Below are 16,543 nucleotides of genomic sequence, written 5' to 3'. Positions count from 1 at the left end.
TGTGATTCGCAGTTTATAGTACCTGTGAACCACAACTACAAACTGCGAATGATTATTCCCGGTCTCCGTTCGTAGCGGGTCCTTTCATGATACCGCGCTCCGAACTCCGGATAAAATTAACGATCTCATCCCGCTCGTCGGATGGGGGCAACTGCAATTCAATTTGGGTCAGCGCTTCCGCGTTGTTCAGGCCACGCAGGTAGATATACCGGTAGATTTCCTGGATCTGGTTAATCTTGTCGTTTTCGTACCCACGACGACGCAGCCCTATAGAGTTGATACCCGTGTACGAAAGCGGTTCACGGGCAGCCTTGGTAAACGGAGGCACATCTTTACGGACCAGCGACCCACCCGATACCATAGCATGTGGCCCAATTTTCACCCACTGGTGCACGGAGCTTGATCCACCAATGATGGCCCAGTCACCCATGTGAACATGGCCCGCCATTTGCACATTATTGATAATCAGACAATGATTACCGATCCGGCAATCGTGGGCCACGTGAGCGTAAGCCATGACGAGACAGTTGGTTCCGATTTCGGTCTTCCAATGCTCTTCCGTTCCCCGGCTGATGGTCGCATACTCCCGGATGGTCGTATTATCGCCAATGAATGTCCGGGTGTACTCATTATTAAACTTCAAATCCTGCGGAGTCGATGAAATAACGGCACCCGGATAAATCTTGCAATTACGACCAATGCGGGCACCCTCGTTGATAACGGCGTGCGAACCAATCCATGTTCCCTCTGCAATTTCAACGTCTTTGTGAATGATGGCAAAGGGTTCAATCACCACGTTCTGCGCAATCTTCGCTTCAGGGTGAATATAGGCTAATGGTTGAATCATATTTTTAATGATAAATGATGAAAAGGTGAATGACAAATGATATGGCCGCAACGGGTTTTATCATTCGTCATTTAGTATTCATCATTTCTTTTTGACAAGACTGGCAATCATATCGGCTTCGCAAACAAGATTGTCATTGACATAGCCACGTCCCTGCATTTTGACAATACCGCGCTTCATGGGCGACGTAAACTCGCACCTAAAGATTACGGTATCGCCGGGCAGAACGTTGCGCCGGAACCGGCAATTTTCAATGCCAACGAGAAAAGGCCAGTAATTTTCAGGGTCAGGCACCGTACTAAGTACCAGAATACCACCCGTTTGCGCCATTGCTTCGAGCTGCATCACACCCGGCATAACCGGATTACCCGGAAAATGGCCCGGAAAAAATGGCTCGTTCATCGTCACGTTCTTGATACCGACCACGCTGTTTTCGTCCAGGGCAATGATTTTGTCGATCATCTGGAACGGATAGCGGTGGGGCAACAACTGCGATATCCGGTTAATGTCCAGCACGGGCGGCTGTTTCGGATCGTATTGCGGCACTTGGTTGGCCGCATTTTTCTGGATGAGTTTCTTGATCTTTTTAGCGAAAGCCACGTTGGCCGCATGACCAGGCCGGGCGGCCAGAATCTGCGCTTTGATGGGACGACCGATCAGGGCCAGATCACCCACTACATCCAGCAGTTTATGGCGCGCCATTTCGTTGGGATAGTGCAGCTGAATGTTGTTCAGGATGCCCTCCCGCTTGTTAACGCTTACTTTTGGTTTGTGAAGCAGGTCGGCCAGGTAGTCCAGTTCACCATCTTCCACATCGCGGTCAACGATAACGATGGCGTTGGTCAAATCACCTCCTTTGATGAGGTTCTGCTTGTACAACGCTTCCAGCTCATGCAGAAAAACGAAGGTTCGGCAATTGGCGATCTGCTCGGGGAACAGACTGATGTCATTCAGATACGCGTGCTGGCTGCTGATCACCCGCGAATTATAGTCAACCATCACCGTCAGGCGGTAATCGTTGAGCGGAAGCGCAGCCAGTTCAATGTCTTTTTCCGAGTTTTTGTAGTGAACATACTCATTCACTTCGAAGTAGTTACGCGTGGCGTTCTGTTCTTCGATACCCGCTTCCTGCAAGGCGTTGATAAACTGAATCGATGAACCATCCATGATGGGCGGTTCAGGACCATCCAGCTGGATGAGCACGTTGTCCAGTTGCAAACCCACCAGCGCAGCCAGCGTATGTTCGACCGTATGAATCCGCGCCCCGCTCTGTTCAATGGTCGTACCCCGCGACAGATCAACGACGTTGTCAACATCCGCGTCTACGATCGGTTGACCAGGCAGGTCGATGCGCTGGAATTTATAGCCATGGTTAGACGGCGCGGGCAGAAAGGTCATCGTAGCCGATACGCCCGTATGCAAGCCCACACCCGATACCGAAACGGCTTTCTGAATGGTCTGTTGTTTGGTATTCATTCGTAGTAAGTTCTCAGTGTTCGGTTTGCAGTGTTCACGATGTTGTCCGACCGATGCGTACTGGTAGCCTCGCTGCCGGGTCTGTCAGTGACCATTGTTAACCGTAACCTGTAACCTAGTTGTCAGTTTTCTTTTCCAAGTTTGATAGTCGCCGTTCCAACTCCGGCAATCGCCGGAAAACCGCCAGTGAGCGCATACTCTCTTTTAAACCAAAAGCGGGTGAGCTGTTGATCGCCGTACCTTCTTCGGTTACGTTTTTACCAACGCCCGATTGCGCACCAACTTTCGTGCCGTTGGCAATGGTGAGGTGACCCGCAAAACCAACCTGACCGGCAATCGTGCAGTTATCACCGATTTTGGTCGAGCCGGAAATCCCCGTCTGTGCGGCAATTACCGTGTTTCGCCCAATTTCGACGTTGTGACCAATCTGAATAAGATTATCCAGTTTAGCCCCTTGTCGAATGATTGTCGAACCCATTGTTGCACAGTCGATTGTCGTGTTGGAGCCTATGTTGACGAAGTCTTCCAGAATGACATTGCCCAGCTGCGGAATGGTTTTATAGGTGCCATCGGACTGGGGCGCAAAACCAAACCCTTCACTGCCAATGACCACATTCGGGTGAATGACGCAGTACTGACCAATGATGCAATTGTCCAGAATTCGGGCACCGGTGTTGATGATGGTGTTATCGCCAATACGCACATTATCGCCAATGTAGGCATGCGGGTAAATTTTGACGTTATGCCCAATCTGGCAGTTTCGGCCTACGTAGGAGAAGGCCCCCCGATACACCTCCTCACCAAACTGAGCGCCCTCGCCGGCAAAGGCAGGCTGCTCGACACCGACACGCGCAAAGCTTACCCGTTGGTAATATTCTTCCAGCAAGCGGGTGAACGCACTGTACGAATTCTCGACAAAAATAAGGGCTGGCCCAACTGGCTTTCGGGGCTGGAAGGACCGGTCAACAATCACCGCCGACGCCTGCGTTGTGTAGAGATGCGGTTCGTATTTGAGGTTCGACAAAAACGAAATGTCGCCGGGTCTCCCCTCCTCTATTTTAGCTAATTTGGTTATCGCCAGTGTATCATTTCCGGCGACGTCACCTCCCAGTAAAGTGGCAATCTGCTTGACTGTAAACTCCATATGCGTATGACAACCATCGCAAAACAGCCGCTTGTACCGACTATTTTGGCCGCTAAGGTAGATAACAAATTGCACTTTTCGGATAAAATCCCCGGAAATAGTCGAACATGGTTGCGTAATTGGTGGATTTCGTAGATAGACCGCAGAATGCCAGCAACAAATAACCCTGGTGTTCACTCAACTTCACTGTGATTTAACAATCCGATGATCAACGGTCAATTCTTTTGCCCAGCAGACATAATGCCGACGGACGATGTTGGTCAGCACGCGAATATTCGACAAATCCGACGCATCGGCGATGTCAATGACGTTACCGCTTTTCAGTTTAATGTTTATCCGGTCGCCCGAAGGCAGATAAGCCGCGTTGGTCGCCTGACCTTCGACCAGAAAATACGAGAGCTCGTCGTCGGGCAACCCAAGCTGACGCAGCTGGTTTTCAAGCTCCTGTACCAACTCAACCGCAAAGGGTTCGGTTGACAGCATAATCTTGAACAGTCGTCGATCCAGCAACATCCGGCAAAGCGTCGACAGCACAAAATCGTCGTGCAGGGCCCACTGTTTTATACACCCCCAAATGTCATAATCGTCGAGTTGATTGAAGGCTTCTAGATAGATTGAACTTCCCAGAAAAGCATCAAGTGTCACGCTTTCCCGCAGAAACAGCAGGAAAGCCGGGGGTGCAAAAACCGGTTCACCCTGCCGAATGAGAAACCGGGCCCGACGCAGAATCTGGATCAGCATCGACTCACAGCAGATCGACGTTTTATGCAGATAAACCTGCCAGTACATTAGCCGTCTGGCATTCAGGAAATTTTCGACACTCAGAATTCCTTTGGCCTCCACCACCAATTGATCGTCTACCAGATCGAGCATCTTGATGATCCGTTCGGCACCAATGGCCCCCTCTGCCACACCGGTATAATACCCATCCCGGTTGAGGTAGTCCATCCGATCCATGTCCAGTTGGCTCGAAATCAACTGATGAAAGAATGGCCGCTCGTATGTTCCCTCGAACATGCTGATCGCCATCGTGAGCCGACCATTGAACTGCCGGTTCAGGTCGTGCATGAACAGCAGTGAAATTCGCTCGTGGTGCACATTATCGAGCAAACAGCATTCCAAGACATGCGAAAATGGTCCGTGGCCAATATCATGCAGCAGAATAGCCACTTGCGCAGCCTCGCACTCGTCTTCGGACAGATGATGCCCTTTGCTCTGGAGTGTATGGGTAGCCTGGCCCATCAGGTGCATAGCGCCCAGGGCGTGATGGAAACGGGTATGGAGCGCTCCCGGATACACGTATTCAGACAATCCCAGCTGTTTGATCCGCCGTAATCGTTGAAAATACGGATGTTCGACCAGATCGAACAGCAAGTCGGTTGGGATTGTAATGAATCCATAAACCGGATCATTAAGAATTTTTTTCTTGTTAAACGCTGACATTCAACAAAGATAAGGATAGGGCACTACAGGATTGACAGGATTTTTTACGCATAATTAGCGCGATGTTACGATTCTGTTGAAAAAACCGTAAATTTGCATCGCTGACTACGAGTAATCGATCAGCAACGGGCTTGTAACTCAGTTGGTTAGAGTGCCTGACTCATAATCAGTAAGTCCCTGGTTCGAGTCCAGGCTGGCCCACGTTCATAATCAAGCACTTACAAGTTCATTGTAAGTGCTTTTTTTGTTTTCACTCTAATCTGAGTAACGCCCGAAAAAGAGAAGCCAGACGCCACGCTGGAAACGTCCCCTCAGATCCATTCTTCTCTGTCAGCTGGTGACCAGGTAATGAACGTTTTCGTAGTGTCGATCCTGTTTAAGCACCTAGAAATATCCGAACAGGCGGTATGTGAGGTCATCTACACGATCAGGAAACGCTATCTACGTGAAATGGCTGTCTCCTAAAGAGGTTCATAATCCCGCGGCTTGCCGATTCTTGCCAACGAAAAAACCGATTGGAATGGCTATGTTTTGCCCCTCTAACGCGGACAAGACCAACCCGGATGCAGCAAATAGCGGTTACAAACAAAAGCCTGACTATACTAGCCAGGCCCTGTCCGATGCTTCTTTTCTAACTTTCATTCCTTGATCACCCAACACGCCCTGGTGGGTAATGGACAATGTAATTAGGGAGTGGGGCACGAAAAAAGCCCGACTAGGTCAGGCTCTTTGCCAAGAGTGCCACGAAAGATCAGGCATTCACCAAATGATAAATTTCTTTGTACGTAGACGACCCTTTGTTTACTTTTGAAGCTGGATAAAGATAATTCACTTAGCCCGATCGTGTATTATAACTGATCGGGTTACTTAATGTTTTATTTTTCTAATAAATAGTCTACTATATATACTGCGCCAATGGATGGTTGAAATGGCCATGTATAGAAAAACAGAAGCCTGACATCCGCCAGGCTTTGTAAGTAACTTACCATTCACTACACTAATGCAGTACACACTAGCGACTAAACACGCCAGCCGCCAGATCAGATAAAGCGTTGAGCTAGCGGTACAGTCATTAATAAGCCCAGCAGCGTGCCCTGGCAGTTCCGTACAGATAAATTCCATTACTTTCCAAGAAGCTGCTTAACGATCTCACACTGTCAATTTCTTCCTGATTGCGAGCAACTATGCATGTCTAGTAGGTGCTATCGTGTGCGACTGGCTTCATACGGTCTTTTTCTCATTTTGGCTACAAATGCCCTCAATTAGACTACAGGCGATCGCCTGTAGCGCCTGACCTTTGCCGTACCTCTAAACGTTAAGGCAGAAAACATGATACAGCAAAATGAAAAGGCAACCCGCCAAACGGCACCAACTCCCGGAACGACGCCTAAAATCTGGTTCATCACGGGCGCTTCCCGCGGGTTCGGTCGCGTTTGGGCCGAGGCCGCTCTGAAACGGGGTGACCAGGTAGCAGCCACCGCCCGTAACGTGGCAAGCATTGCTGACCTGAAGGAAACGTATGGTCAAAACGTGCTCACACTAGAACTTGATGTGACACGTCCGGAGCAAGTCAAAACAGCCGTTGAGCAAGCTCATGCCCACTTCGGCAGGCTTGATATTGTGTTGAACAATGCCGGCTACTCACTGGTCAGCACCATTGAGGAAGCCAGCGCAGACGATATCCGTGCCCTCTACGAAACCAATGTCATCGGCCCGGTGGCCGTTATTCAGGCGGCTTTGCCCTTGTTGAGAAAACAGGGTGGTGGTCACATTCTGGGTACATCGAGCAACCTTGGTCATGTAACCCTGCCAGTGATTGGCTATTATTGTTCGTCGAAATGGGCTTTCGAAGCCATCCACGAAAGCCTGGCTGCGGAGGTTAAACCGTTTGGTATTAACGTAACGATCATCGAACCGGGTGCCTACGCTACTGAGTTCGGCAGCCAGGAATCGCTGAAGTTCGCCCAGGGTCTTGACATCTACTCCGATTTCAAGGCGCAGTTCGTTGGTGGTCTAAAGGACATGGAACGTGGTGACCCGGCGGCAACGCCGGAAGCGCTCTTCAGCATTGTGGATGCCGAAAATCCTCCGCTGCGGTTCTTTCTGGGTAGTCATAATTTACCCTGGGTACGCACTGCCTACGCGGAGCGTCTGGCGACCTGGGAAGCGTGGGAAGCCGTGTCCAACTCCGCTCAGGGTCAAGCCAGCTAGGGAACCCGCAACCAAAAAATTTGCTTGATGAAACAGCGATGATAACCGATCGTTGACCTACTGTCGGTTATCATTTTTCAGGTACTGAGCGATGAATAAAGACGAAAACAACCCGATACGAATTGAGTCCCTAGCCGATGCACACCGGGCCTTTGGTCTTCTGAAGCCCCAACATCCGTTGGTCAGTTTGATCAACGGGTCCTATACGCAGGTCGACGGGTCCAGGCTTCCCCACTACCACGTGCTGGGCTTCTACAAGATCGCGTACAAACCCAAACTGAACGGCAAATTAAAGTACGGCCAGAGTTATTATGATTTTGATGAGGGTGGTTTATTGTTCGCTTCTCCGGGCCAGCTCATCGGCAGCCATGACAACGATGTCAGTGCATGTTCAGCCTATACGCTGCTGATTCATCCGGATTTCTTTTTGGGCTATCCGCTGGCCAAAACCATAAAGCAGTATGGCTTCTTCTCCTATTCAACCAACGAAACGTTACACCTTTCTGAAGAGGAAAAAGAAACGATCTTCGAGATTTTCAGCATGATCGAAAAGGAACTGGCTGGCCGGATCGACGACTTCAGTCAGCCCGTCGTTATTGCTCAATTGGCGTTGTTACTGAGCTACGCGAATCGTTTTTACAAACGTCAGTTCATTACCCGCAACGCAGTAAACCATGATCTTCTCCAAAAACTGGAAGAGATTCTGGAGCACTATTTTGCCAATAAAACATCGTTGAGCCAGGGACTGCCCACGGTCGGCTACCTGGCCGAACAGGTTCACTTATCGCCCAGTTATTTAAGTGATATGCTGCGGTCCCTGATCGGGCAAAATGCCCAGCAATACATTCATGATAAGCTGATCGAAAAAGCCAAGGAAAGCCTGTCGACCACCAGCTTATCGGTGAGCGAAGTCGCCTACACGCTGGGCTTTGAGCACTCGCAATCGTTCAGTAAGCTCTTTAAAACGAAAACCAACCTCTCGCCGGTAGCCTTCAGACGCTCGTTCAGTTAAATAAGCGAGTTCCCTCCTTCTAAATCGAATGCGTTGTCAACCGATTTTGTGGGCCTGATGAGGAAGATAGACACTAAATGTCGTTCCTTCATTTAACGCTGACTGGATCGACATAGAGCCTCCGTGCAGTTTGATGATTTTTTCGGTGAGCGAAAGGCCAATGCCGTTCCCTTTTATGGTTCGCGCATTAGCAGAGCGGTAGAAAGGTTGAAAAACGTAAATCAGATCCGAGTCGGCAATACCAATGCCCTTGTCTTCAATGTCGACTTTAACATCCGTTTCCCGAAGCTGAACGATCAACCGGGCGTGGTGGTCCGATGAGAATTTACAGCCGTTCTCGATCAAATTAATAAAGGCCGTCTTTAGCAGGGACTCTTCACCCTCCACTTGGATCGACGGCAGGGATTCCTCCGACGAATCGGTTGCCAGCGTGACGCTGTAGGTCGGATTTTTCTGGAGGACAGCGGCCACCGCTTCATAAAGTACGCCGTCGAGTTCAACGGGCGACCAGGCCACATGAATCTGCTTCGCATCGAATTGAGCCAGTTCAAGTAAACCATTCGACAGAGCATTGAGCTGGTTGATATCCTCCAGGAGCGAAATCAATAGCTGCTTGTATTCCTCCACCGAGCGAGCCTTGATCAACGCGACCTCAATCTGATTGGTCAACAGCGTCAGTGGCGTTCGCAACTCATGGGAGGCATTGGATACAAAACTCCGCTGAAGTTCGAATGCCGAAATCCGATCGAGCATCTGGTTGAAGGCGAGTGCCAATCGACCTATTTCATCCTGCTCATTGGTGATCGCCAGGCGGGTATCCAGGTTCGATACGGTGATCTGATCGATCTGGTGCATCATGTTGGCAATAGGTTTGATGGACCGCCGGGCAAAAAGCCGGCTCAACGCAATAACCAGCAGAAAAGCGACCACGAACGAAGCCCCCGACACAAAAATGGCTTCCTTCGTTTTTTGAATGCCGTAGTCATCGATTCCGTAGCTAACCACCTTGAACACCTGCCCCTGGTGATGAATCAACAACCCAACTCCCGACCGTTTCCCATCCTTGATCGCGACTTCATGCTGCTGACCGATCTCATTCAGTAATGTGGTCGTTATCGGAAAAGAAGGGCCAATCTTGCCGGGATTATCCAGCTCGCCACTGTCATAGAGCAGCTGGTTCCGCTGATCAAAAATGGCAACGCGCCGGTCGGAATAGGACGTATAGGTATCCTCGTCAATCCGCCGGAGCAACGACTCATTGATCGACCGTTTCTCGACCAGCAGATGCGTCATGGTGATGGCCCGATTTTTCAGCTTGATCAGGAACTCCTCCTGCTTCGACAGCTCAAAATAGGAGTAGAAATTACCCAGGAAGAGCAATAAAACCGGCGATACGACGGCAATAAACGTGAGCGATAGTCGGGTACGGAGGTTCATCGGTGGGTCAGGCTTCCGCTTTCATCATATAGCCAATACCTTTCCGGGTGTGAATAAGTTTTGTCGGGAAGTCGTTATCGATCTTTTTGCGAAGCGAATTGATGTACACATCGATCAGATTCGTTCCCGAATCGATGGGAATGTCCCACACATTCTCGGCAATTTCATTGCGGGTCAACACGGTCCCCTGATGCCGCAGAAAATATTCGAGCAGGGCGATTTCGCGGGGCGTCACATTGATCGGGTGCCCAGCCCGACTCACTGATTTTTCGCGGAGATCAAGCACCAGATCGGCTAAAATCAACCGGCTCGCGTCGAGGGGGTTATTCGCCTGTTGACTGCGCTTCCGGATTGCCTGAATTCGGGCGAGCAATTCGCTGAACTCAAACGGCTTCATCAGGTAGTCGTCCGCGCCGGCATCGAAGCCCGATAATTTATTTTCGATCGTTCCGAGGGCCGTCAGCATGATGACAGGCAAATACGCATTGCGGGTACGAATTTCCCGGCATAAAGCGAACCCACTGACGTCGGGTAGATTAACGTCCAGGATGACCAGATTAACGTCGCCAAAGTCAATGGCCCGCCGGGCAGACGCCCCATCGAGGGCTACAGAAGCCAGAAAACCGAACTCCTCCAACCCTCTTTTCAGGGATACAGCCAGCTTAAGCTCATCTTCAACTACCAGAATTCGCATAGGTATTACAGAAATTAACGACTGCCAAATTAATAGAACCTTGTTGCCAAAGCACGCTCTTTATAAACTTCTAATCGTTTCTTTAAGATTCGTTAATGTCGACCATTCCCTCAAAATCTACTTTTGCATCAGTTAGTTGGGGCCTAAAAAAGCCCTGCAGATCGCTGACTACGCCTGGGAGATCCCTTTACATTCCCATTTCCTGAATACAACTATGAAACTGGAATCCGCTTCGTTCGATGAATTGACAGTATTTCATGAGCTAACCCGATTTTCACCGGCTCAGGCTCCGCCCCAACATTCTTCTCAGCCTGGTCTTCTCCCTGTCTTTCAGCGTTCGGTCAGCCCTGTGTCGAACCGGACAAGTAAATGAGTCTACCAGGAAATCAACGCGGTGGCCAATCCCTGCTGCTCTTAAAAATTGTCAAAATAGATTCGTGTAAAACATACGATTGTTATGAATAGAATGCTTGTGTTTATGAGCTTGTGTGCCTTGTTGTGCCTCGCAAGCTGCGCAAAAAAAGAAGAAGAAAAAGAAGAGGAAACCAAATACCTGGTCACCAGTCCATTGAGAAAAGACACGACGATCACCAATGACTTCGTGGCTCAGATTCACTCGATCCAGCACATCGAATTGAGGGCACTGGAAAAGGGTTACCTACAGAAAATTTTTGTGGATGAAGGGCAGTACGTCAAAAAAGGGCAGCTCATGTTTAAAATTCTGCCGATCCAGTACCAGGCCGAATTACTGAAAGCCCAGGCCGAAGCTAACTACGTAGACGTCGAATACAAGAACACGAAATTACTGGCGGACAGCAACATTGTCTCTAAAAATGAATTGGCCCTGGCCCGAGCGAAGTTAGACAAGGCAAAAGCGGAAGTGTCCGTCGCCCAGATACACCTGGGATTCACCGAAGTGCGGGCACCTTTCGATGGGATCATGGACCATTTTCAGGTACGATTGGGTAGCCTGGTGAACGAGGGTGATTTGCTGACCACCCTCTCCGACAACAGTAAAATGTGGGTGTATTTCAACGTGCCGGAAGCCGAGTATCTGAACTACAAAACCCACGCTCAGGAAGAAAACCTGAAGAACGTCAACCTGCTGATGGCCAATCAGCGATTATACAATCAATCTGGGGTAGTTCAGACCATTGAGGCCGACTTCAACAACGAAACAGGCAACATTGCCTTCCGGGCTACGTTCCCCAACCCCAACGGACTATTGCGGCACGGCGAAACCGGTAATATCCAGATGACCTTACCGATGAGAAATGCCCTGATCATCCCGCAGAAAGCCACGTTCGAAGTGCTGGAAAAGAAGTACGTGTACGTGATCGATAAAGACAGCAAAGTGCGGTCGCGGGAAATCACGATAGCCGCCGAAATGCCGCACATTTTTGTTGTTCGCTCCGGGCTGAATCAAGATGATAAGATCCTTCTGGAAGGCTTACGGCAGGTGAAAGAAAACGAAAAAATACAGTACAAATTCGTACAGCCAGCGTCTGTTATCGCCAATCTAAGTTTGTATGCCGAGTAATCAGACACGCTAAAATCCAGAAGATATGTTTAGTAAATTCATCCGCCGGCCCGTATTTGCGATCGTGATCTCGATCATGATCGTCTTTATCGGCATACTGGCTATTACGAAGTTACCTATCTCGCAATTCCCCGATATTGCCCCTACCACGGTCAATATCTTCATTGCTTATCCCGGCGCCAGTGCCGACGTACTGGTCAAATCTACGCTCATTACCCTGGAACAGGCCATCAACGGTGTCCAGGATATGCGTTATATCGCGACTGATGCAACCAGTGCGGGGGAAGCAACCCTCCGGATTATTTTTGAACCGGGAACAGACCCCAACGTTGCCGTTATCAGGGTGAAAACAAGGGTGGATCAGGTGATGCCACTTTTGCCTGAACTGGTTCAGCGCGAGGGGGTTATCATTTCGCCCGTTCAGCCCAGTATGTTGATGTACGTCAACCTCTACTCTAAGGAAAAGAGCATTGACGAAAAATTCCTGTTCAACTACGCCACCGTTAAAATGATCCCCGAAATCCAGCGGACGCCGGGGATTGCCAGAGCCCAGATTCTGGGTAGCCGGCGCTATGCGATGCGTCTCTGGTTGAACCCCGAACGGATGCGGGCCTACAACGTCTCCGTAGATGAAGTGATGAAGGCCGTGGGTGAGCAAAGTATTATCGGTCGTCCGGGCCGGATCGGGCAAAGTTCCGGTATTGCGGCCCAGTCGCTGGAATATGTACTTACGTATAAAGGCCGGTATAGTGAACCGAAAGAGTATGAAGGCATTATTATTCGGGCCAACTCAGCGGGCGAAAGCATCCACTTACGCGATATAGCCCGCGTTGAGTTGGGTAGTGAATTTTTCGATATCTATTCGAACCTGGATGGTCACCCGTCGGCCGCTATCGTGTTGCGCCAGAACTATGGCAGTAATGCCAGTGACGTTATCGAGCAGGTAAAAAAGAAGCTCGACGTGATGAAAGAATCCTTCCCGCCGGGTGTGGATTACAAAATCAGCTATGACGTATCCAACTTCCTGGATGCGTCGATCGAGCAAGTAATCGATACGCTGCGGGATGCATTCTTACTGGTTGCCCTGGTTGTGTTCATATTCCTGGGCGACTGGCGTTCGACGCTCATACCGATCCTCGCGGTTCCGGTATCTCTGATCGGTGCGTTTTTCGTGATTCAGGGATTTGGCCTCTCCATCAACTTGATTACTCTCTTTGCGCTGGTATTAGCCATCGGTATTGTGGTCGATGACGCGATTGTGGTGGTGGAAGCCGTACACGCCAAGATGGAGGAAAAGCCCTACCTGACGCCCTTCGGCGCGGTTCGGCAAGTGCTGGGCGAGATCAGCGGAGCCATTATCGCCATTACCCTGGTGATGGTATCGGTATTCCTGCCGATCTCGTTCATGTCGGGTCCGGTTGGTACGTTCTATCGTCAGTTCTCGATTACGATGGCCAGTTCCATTGTGATTTCGGCCCTGATCGCTCTGACGCTGACGCCCGTGTTATGCGCCATGTTGTTGAAAAATCACCATGGTCATCCCCCCAAGAAAAACCCGCTGACCCGCGCACTCGACAGTTTCAACCGGGTATTCGATAATCTGACCGGACGCTACGTAAGTCTCTTGAAGTTAATCGTTAGCCGCAGGGTTCTCACGTTCCTGATACTCGGCGGATTCTGTCTGGGAATCGCTTACGAGAATAAGATTTTGCCTGCCGGATTTATTCCGAACGAAGACCAGAGTACGATTTATGCCATTATCCAGACGCCACCGGGCTCGACACTGGAGAAAACGAACGAGGTTTCCCGACGGCTTCAGAAGATTTGCGAAGAAGTTCCGGGGATCGAATCGGTATCGTCGCTGGCCGGTTACGAGATCATGACGGAAGGACGGGGTTCCAACGCCGGTACGTGTCTGATCAACCTGAAATCATGGGGAGATCGCGATAAGAACGTGAAGGAGATCATGGAAGAACTCGAAGGGAAAACGAGAAACCTTGGCGCAGTCGTTGAGTTTTTCGAACCACCGGCTATCCCTGGATTTGGTACGTCAGGCGGGTTTTCGATGCGCTTGCTTGATAAAACGACCGATACGGACTACCGCGAGTTCGATAAAATCAACAAGCAGTTCATGGCGGATCTGAGCAAGCGGCAGGAGCTTACAGGCTTATTCACCTTCTTCTCAGCCAACTATCCACAGTACGAACTGGAGATCGACAACAACCTGGCCATGCAGAAAGGCGTGTCTATCGGCAAAGCGATGGACAACCTCAACATCATGATCGGTAGTACGTACGAGCAAGGGTTTACCAAATTCAACCAGTTCTTCAAAGTGTACGTGCAGTCCGATCCGAGCTTCAGACGGCTTCCCTCCGACCTGTTAAAGCTTTTCGTCAAGAACGATGCGGGTGACATGGTCCCCTACTCGGCCTTCATGAGCCTGAAAAAAGGGCAGGGACCCAATGAAATTACCCGGTTCAACCTGTATAACTCAGCCGCCATTCAGGGACTTCCGGCGAAGGGCTACACAACTGCCGATGCCATACAGGCCATCCGCGAAGTTGCCGCCAAGACGTTGCCCAAAGGATACGACATCGCGTTCGAAGGTCTTTCTTACGATGAATCCATCCGGGGAAATGAGACGCTGTATGTGTTCCTGATCGTACTGGCCTTCGTTTACTTCGTGTTGGCCGCTCAGTACGAAAGCTTCATCATTCCATTGGCCGTAGTATTATCGCTGCCGGTTGGGATATTCGGTTCGTTTCTGCTGCTCAAGCTGATGGGGTTGGAGAACAACATTTATGCGCAGATCGGGCTCATCATGCTGGTTGGTCTGTTGGGTAAAAATGCCGTACTGATCGTAGAGTTTGCCGTCCAGAAACGACAGCAGGGCGAAACGATTCTGAATGCAGCCATTGAAGGAGCCAGAGTGCGTTTCCGCCCGATCCTGATGACCTCGTTTGCCTTCGTGGCCGGTCTGATCCCGCTGATCAGTGCCAGCGGTGCCGGTGCGATCGGTAACCGGACCATCGGAGCTTCGGCCATGGGTGGTATGTTGTTCGGTACCATTTTCGGGGTTATCATCATCCCAGGCTTATACTACATCTTTGGCACGATGGCTGATGGCCGCAAGATGATCCGGGATGAAGAAGAAGGATCGTTGACTGAAGATCTGGCCCATTCAATTGACAGTTTCCCACAACCAGAAGAAAGTGAAAATCATGTGCAATAAACGAATAGTCACTTGGTTAGGGATAGCGTCCATTACCCTACTCAATGCCGCCTGTACTGTACCGCGCCTGGTTCAGAAAACAGAAAATAGATCAGTACCTGCGAGTTATTCCAACTCGCAGGATTCCACCAACACCGGTAAAACGACCTGGCGGGCTTATTTCACCGATCCCAATCTAGCCATTCTGATTGATTCGGCGCTGCATAACAATCAGGAACTAAACATTACGTTGCAGGAAATTCAGGTGGCTAACAACGAAGTCCTGGCCAGAGCAGGGGCGTATCGGCCATTCGTTACGCTGGGTGGTGGAGCAAGTGTTGAGAAAGTGTCCCGCTACACCAGCCAGGGCGCGGCTGACGCCTTTTCCGAGATAAAACCGGGACGGGAAACACCCGAGGTTTTACCGAATACGTACATAGCCGCTTTTGCCAGTTGGGAAGTGGACATTTGGCATAAGTTACGTAATTCAAAAAAAGCAGCCATTGCCACGTATCTTTCATCTGTCGAGGGGAGGAACTTTCAGGTTACGAACCTAGTCGCGGAGATCGCTACATCGTACTACGAACTGATGGCGCTTGACAATCAGCTGGATATTATTCAGAAGAATCTTGTCATCCTGAACAACGCCCTGTCGATTACTAAGCAGGAGAAAGAAGCGGCCAAAGTAACCGAACTGGCTGTGCGCCGGTTTGAAGCAGAGGTATTTAAAACGCAAAGTCTTCAGTACGAAATTCAGCAGAAGATTGTTGAAGCAGAAAACCGGATCAACTTCCTGATGGGTCGGTTTCCACAACACGTTCAGCGGAGTTCCGATACGTTTAATGAGCTGATTCCGACCAAAGTGGCTGCGGGTGTTCCCTCTCAGCTGCTGGAAAATCGGCCCGATATTCGCCAGGCCGAATTGAGGTTGCAAGCGGCTAAACTGGATGTAGGGGTGGCCAGGGCTAATTTCTACCCGACGCTCAATCTGTCCGCTTCGCTGGGTGTGATGTCCTACAGTCCGCTGTATCTGGGAAATATTCCCCAGGCCCTAATCTCGTCGCTGGTTGGGGATCTGGTTGGCCCGCTGGTTAACAAGAACGCCATTACCGCTGCGTACAAGACGGCCAGTGCCAAACAGATTCAGGCTGTCTACGATTACGAGCGCACGGTTTTGAACGCTCATATCGAAGTGGCCAACCAGCTAGCCAACATGGATAATCTGGAAAAGAAATACACCACCAAAAACAACCAGGTGGATGCGCTGAACAAATCGACGGCCATATCGCTGAAACTGTTCACGTCGGCCCGAGCTGACTATATGGAAGTATTGCTGACCCAGCGTGATGTTCTGGAAGCGCGGATCGAGCTTATCGAAACCCGGATGCAACAGATGAATGCCATGGTCAATGCGTACCGGGCATTGGGTGGCGGCTGGAATTGATGATTAGTTGATCACTGGTTCTGATCAACTATCAGGGCGAATTACCATTGGTAGTTCGCCCTGATGCGTTCAATGACTATACGG

At 50.1% G+C, this 16,543-nt stretch carries 12 protein-coding genes and 1 tRNA gene; 7 read left to right on the top strand and 6 right to left on the bottom strand.

The annotated features are described in order from the left end of the window. Window positions 1-52: 52 nt before the first annotated feature. The 4 genes from lpxA to GK091_RS22395 form a co-directional block, all read right to left on the bottom strand. Window positions 53-847: an acyl-ACP--UDP-N-acetylglucosamine O-acyltransferase gene (gene lpxA, locus GK091_RS22410; RefSeq protein ID WP_164042187.1), complete on the bottom strand. Its 795-nt coding sequence runs from the start codon at window positions 845-847 to the stop codon at window positions 53-55. An 81-nt stretch (window positions 848-928) separates the two neighbouring features. Continuing rightward, complete coding sequence (locus GK091_RS22405) at window positions 929-2,323, bottom strand: bifunctional UDP-3-O-[3-hydroxymyristoyl] N-acetylglucosamine deacetylase/3-hydroxyacyl-ACP dehydratase (protein ID WP_164042185.1); 1,395 nt, start codon at window positions 2,321-2,323, stop codon at window positions 929-931. A gap of 115 nt (window positions 2,324-2,438) precedes the next feature. After that, a complete protein-coding gene (gene lpxD, locus GK091_RS22400) occupies window positions 2,439-3,467 on the bottom strand; it encodes a UDP-3-O-(3-hydroxymyristoyl)glucosamine N-acyltransferase (RefSeq protein ID WP_164042182.1) in 1,029 nt (342 codons plus the stop codon). 183 nt (window positions 3,468-3,650) lie between these two features. Beyond that, the gene (locus tag GK091_RS22395) at window positions 3,651-4,910 is read right to left on the bottom strand and encodes an HD domain-containing protein (RefSeq protein WP_164042180.1); all 1,260 of its coding nucleotides are present in this window, start codon (window positions 4,908-4,910) and stop codon (window positions 3,651-3,653) included. Between the two features lie 127 nt (window positions 4,911-5,037). Here GK091_RS22395 and GK091_RS22390 point away from each other — a divergent pair. From GK091_RS22390 to GK091_RS22380, 3 genes are all read left to right on the top strand, one after another. Continuing rightward, a tRNA-Ile gene (locus GK091_RS22390) sits at window positions 5,038-5,111 on the top strand. A 1,128-nt stretch (window positions 5,112-6,239) separates the two neighbouring features. Beyond that, complete coding sequence (locus tag GK091_RS22385; RefSeq protein ID WP_164042178.1) at window positions 6,240-7,121, top strand: SDR family NAD(P)-dependent oxidoreductase; 882 nt, start codon at window positions 6,240-6,242, stop codon at window positions 7,119-7,121. A gap of 91 nt (window positions 7,122-7,212) precedes the next feature. Continuing rightward, window positions 7,213-8,133, top strand: coding sequence for a helix-turn-helix domain-containing protein (locus GK091_RS22380; RefSeq protein ID WP_164042177.1), 921 nt, complete (start codon window positions 7,213-7,215; stop codon window positions 8,131-8,133). A gap of 36 nt (window positions 8,134-8,169) precedes the next feature. Here the strand turns inward: GK091_RS22380 and GK091_RS22375 are convergent, their stop codons facing one another. Then, entirely contained in the window at window positions 8,170-9,570 is a 1,401-nt protein-coding gene (locus GK091_RS22375) for a sensor histidine kinase (protein ID WP_164042174.1), read from the bottom strand. Between the two features lie 7 nt (window positions 9,571-9,577). After that, complete coding sequence (locus GK091_RS22370) at window positions 9,578-10,264, bottom strand: response regulator transcription factor (RefSeq protein ID WP_170312764.1); 687 nt, start codon at window positions 10,262-10,264, stop codon at window positions 9,578-9,580. Window positions 10,265-10,478: 214 nt separating this feature from the next. Between GK091_RS22370 and GK091_RS22365 the strand changes: the two genes are divergently transcribed. The 4 genes from GK091_RS22365 (at window position 10,479) to GK091_RS22350 (ending at window position 16,459) form a co-directional block, all read left to right on the top strand. Next, window positions 10,479-10,637: a hypothetical protein gene (locus GK091_RS22365; protein ID WP_164042172.1), complete on the top strand. Its 159-nt coding sequence runs from the start codon at window positions 10,479-10,481 to the stop codon at window positions 10,635-10,637. An 84-nt stretch (window positions 10,638-10,721) separates the two neighbouring features. Further along, a complete protein-coding gene (locus GK091_RS22360) occupies window positions 10,722-11,804 on the top strand; it encodes an efflux RND transporter periplasmic adaptor subunit (RefSeq protein ID WP_164042168.1) in 1,083 nt (360 codons plus the stop codon). Between the two features lie 25 nt (window positions 11,805-11,829). After that, window positions 11,830-15,036 carry an efflux RND transporter permease subunit gene (locus GK091_RS22355; RefSeq protein ID WP_164042166.1) on the top strand — a complete coding sequence of 1,069 codons (3,207 nt, stop codon included), beginning with the start codon at window positions 11,830-11,832 and terminating at the stop codon, window positions 15,034-15,036. Then, window positions 15,026-16,459 (top strand): TolC family protein, encoded by a 1,434-nt coding sequence (locus GK091_RS22350; RefSeq protein ID WP_164042164.1) that lies wholly within the window; start codon window positions 15,026-15,028, stop codon window positions 16,457-16,459. The genes GK091_RS22355 and GK091_RS22350 overlap by 11 nt, the downstream gene beginning before the upstream one ends. The last annotated feature ends 84 nt before the right edge of the window (window positions 16,460-16,543 follow it).

The sequence above is a fragment of the Spirosoma agri genome (assembly GCF_010747415.1).
GTDB lineage: Bacteria > Bacteroidota > Bacteroidia > Cytophagales > Spirosomataceae > Spirosoma > Spirosoma agri.
Note: the sequence above shows the minus strand (reverse complement) of the source record. Positions and strands in the feature narration are given on the sequence as shown.

Bases quoted from the DNA above. Each gene is read 5' to 3' on its own strand.
- GK091_RS22350 (WP_164042164.1), top strand. From the start codon at position 15,026: ATGTGCAATAAACGAATAGTCACTTGGTTAGGGATAGCGTCCATTACC.
- GK091_RS22375 (WP_164042174.1), bottom strand. From the start codon at position 9,570: ATGAACCTCCGTACCCGACTATCGCTCACGTTTATTGCCGTCGTATCG.
- GK091_RS22355 (WP_164042166.1), top strand. From the start codon at position 11,830: ATGTTTAGTAAATTCATCCGCCGGCCCGTATTTGCGATCGTGATCTCG.
- GK091_RS22385 (WP_164042178.1), top strand. From the start codon at position 6,240: ATGATACAGCAAAATGAAAAGGCAACCCGCCAAACGGCACCAACTCCC.
- lpxA (WP_164042187.1), bottom strand. From the start codon at position 847: ATGATTCAACCATTAGCCTATATTCACCCTGAAGCGAAGATTGCGCAG.
- GK091_RS22370 (WP_170312764.1), bottom strand. From the start codon at position 10,264: ATGCGAATTCTGGTAGTTGAAGATGAGCTTAAGCTGGCTGTATCCCTG.
- GK091_RS22395 (WP_164042180.1), bottom strand. From the start codon at position 4,910: ATGTCAGCGTTTAACAAGAAAAAAATTCTTAATGATCCGGTTTATGGA.
- GK091_RS22360 (WP_164042168.1), top strand. From the start codon at position 10,722: ATGAATAGAATGCTTGTGTTTATGAGCTTGTGTGCCTTGTTGTGCCTC.
- GK091_RS22380 (WP_164042177.1), top strand. From the start codon at position 7,213: ATGAATAAAGACGAAAACAACCCGATACGAATTGAGTCCCTAGCCGAT.
- GK091_RS22405 (WP_164042185.1), bottom strand. From the start codon at position 2,323: ATGAATACCAAACAACAGACCATTCAGAAAGCCGTTTCGGTATCGGGT.
- GK091_RS22365 (WP_164042172.1), top strand. From the start codon at position 10,479: ATGAAACTGGAATCCGCTTCGTTCGATGAATTGACAGTATTTCATGAG.
- lpxD (WP_164042182.1), bottom strand. From the start codon at position 3,467: ATGGAGTTTACAGTCAAGCAGATTGCCACTTTACTGGGAGGTGACGTC.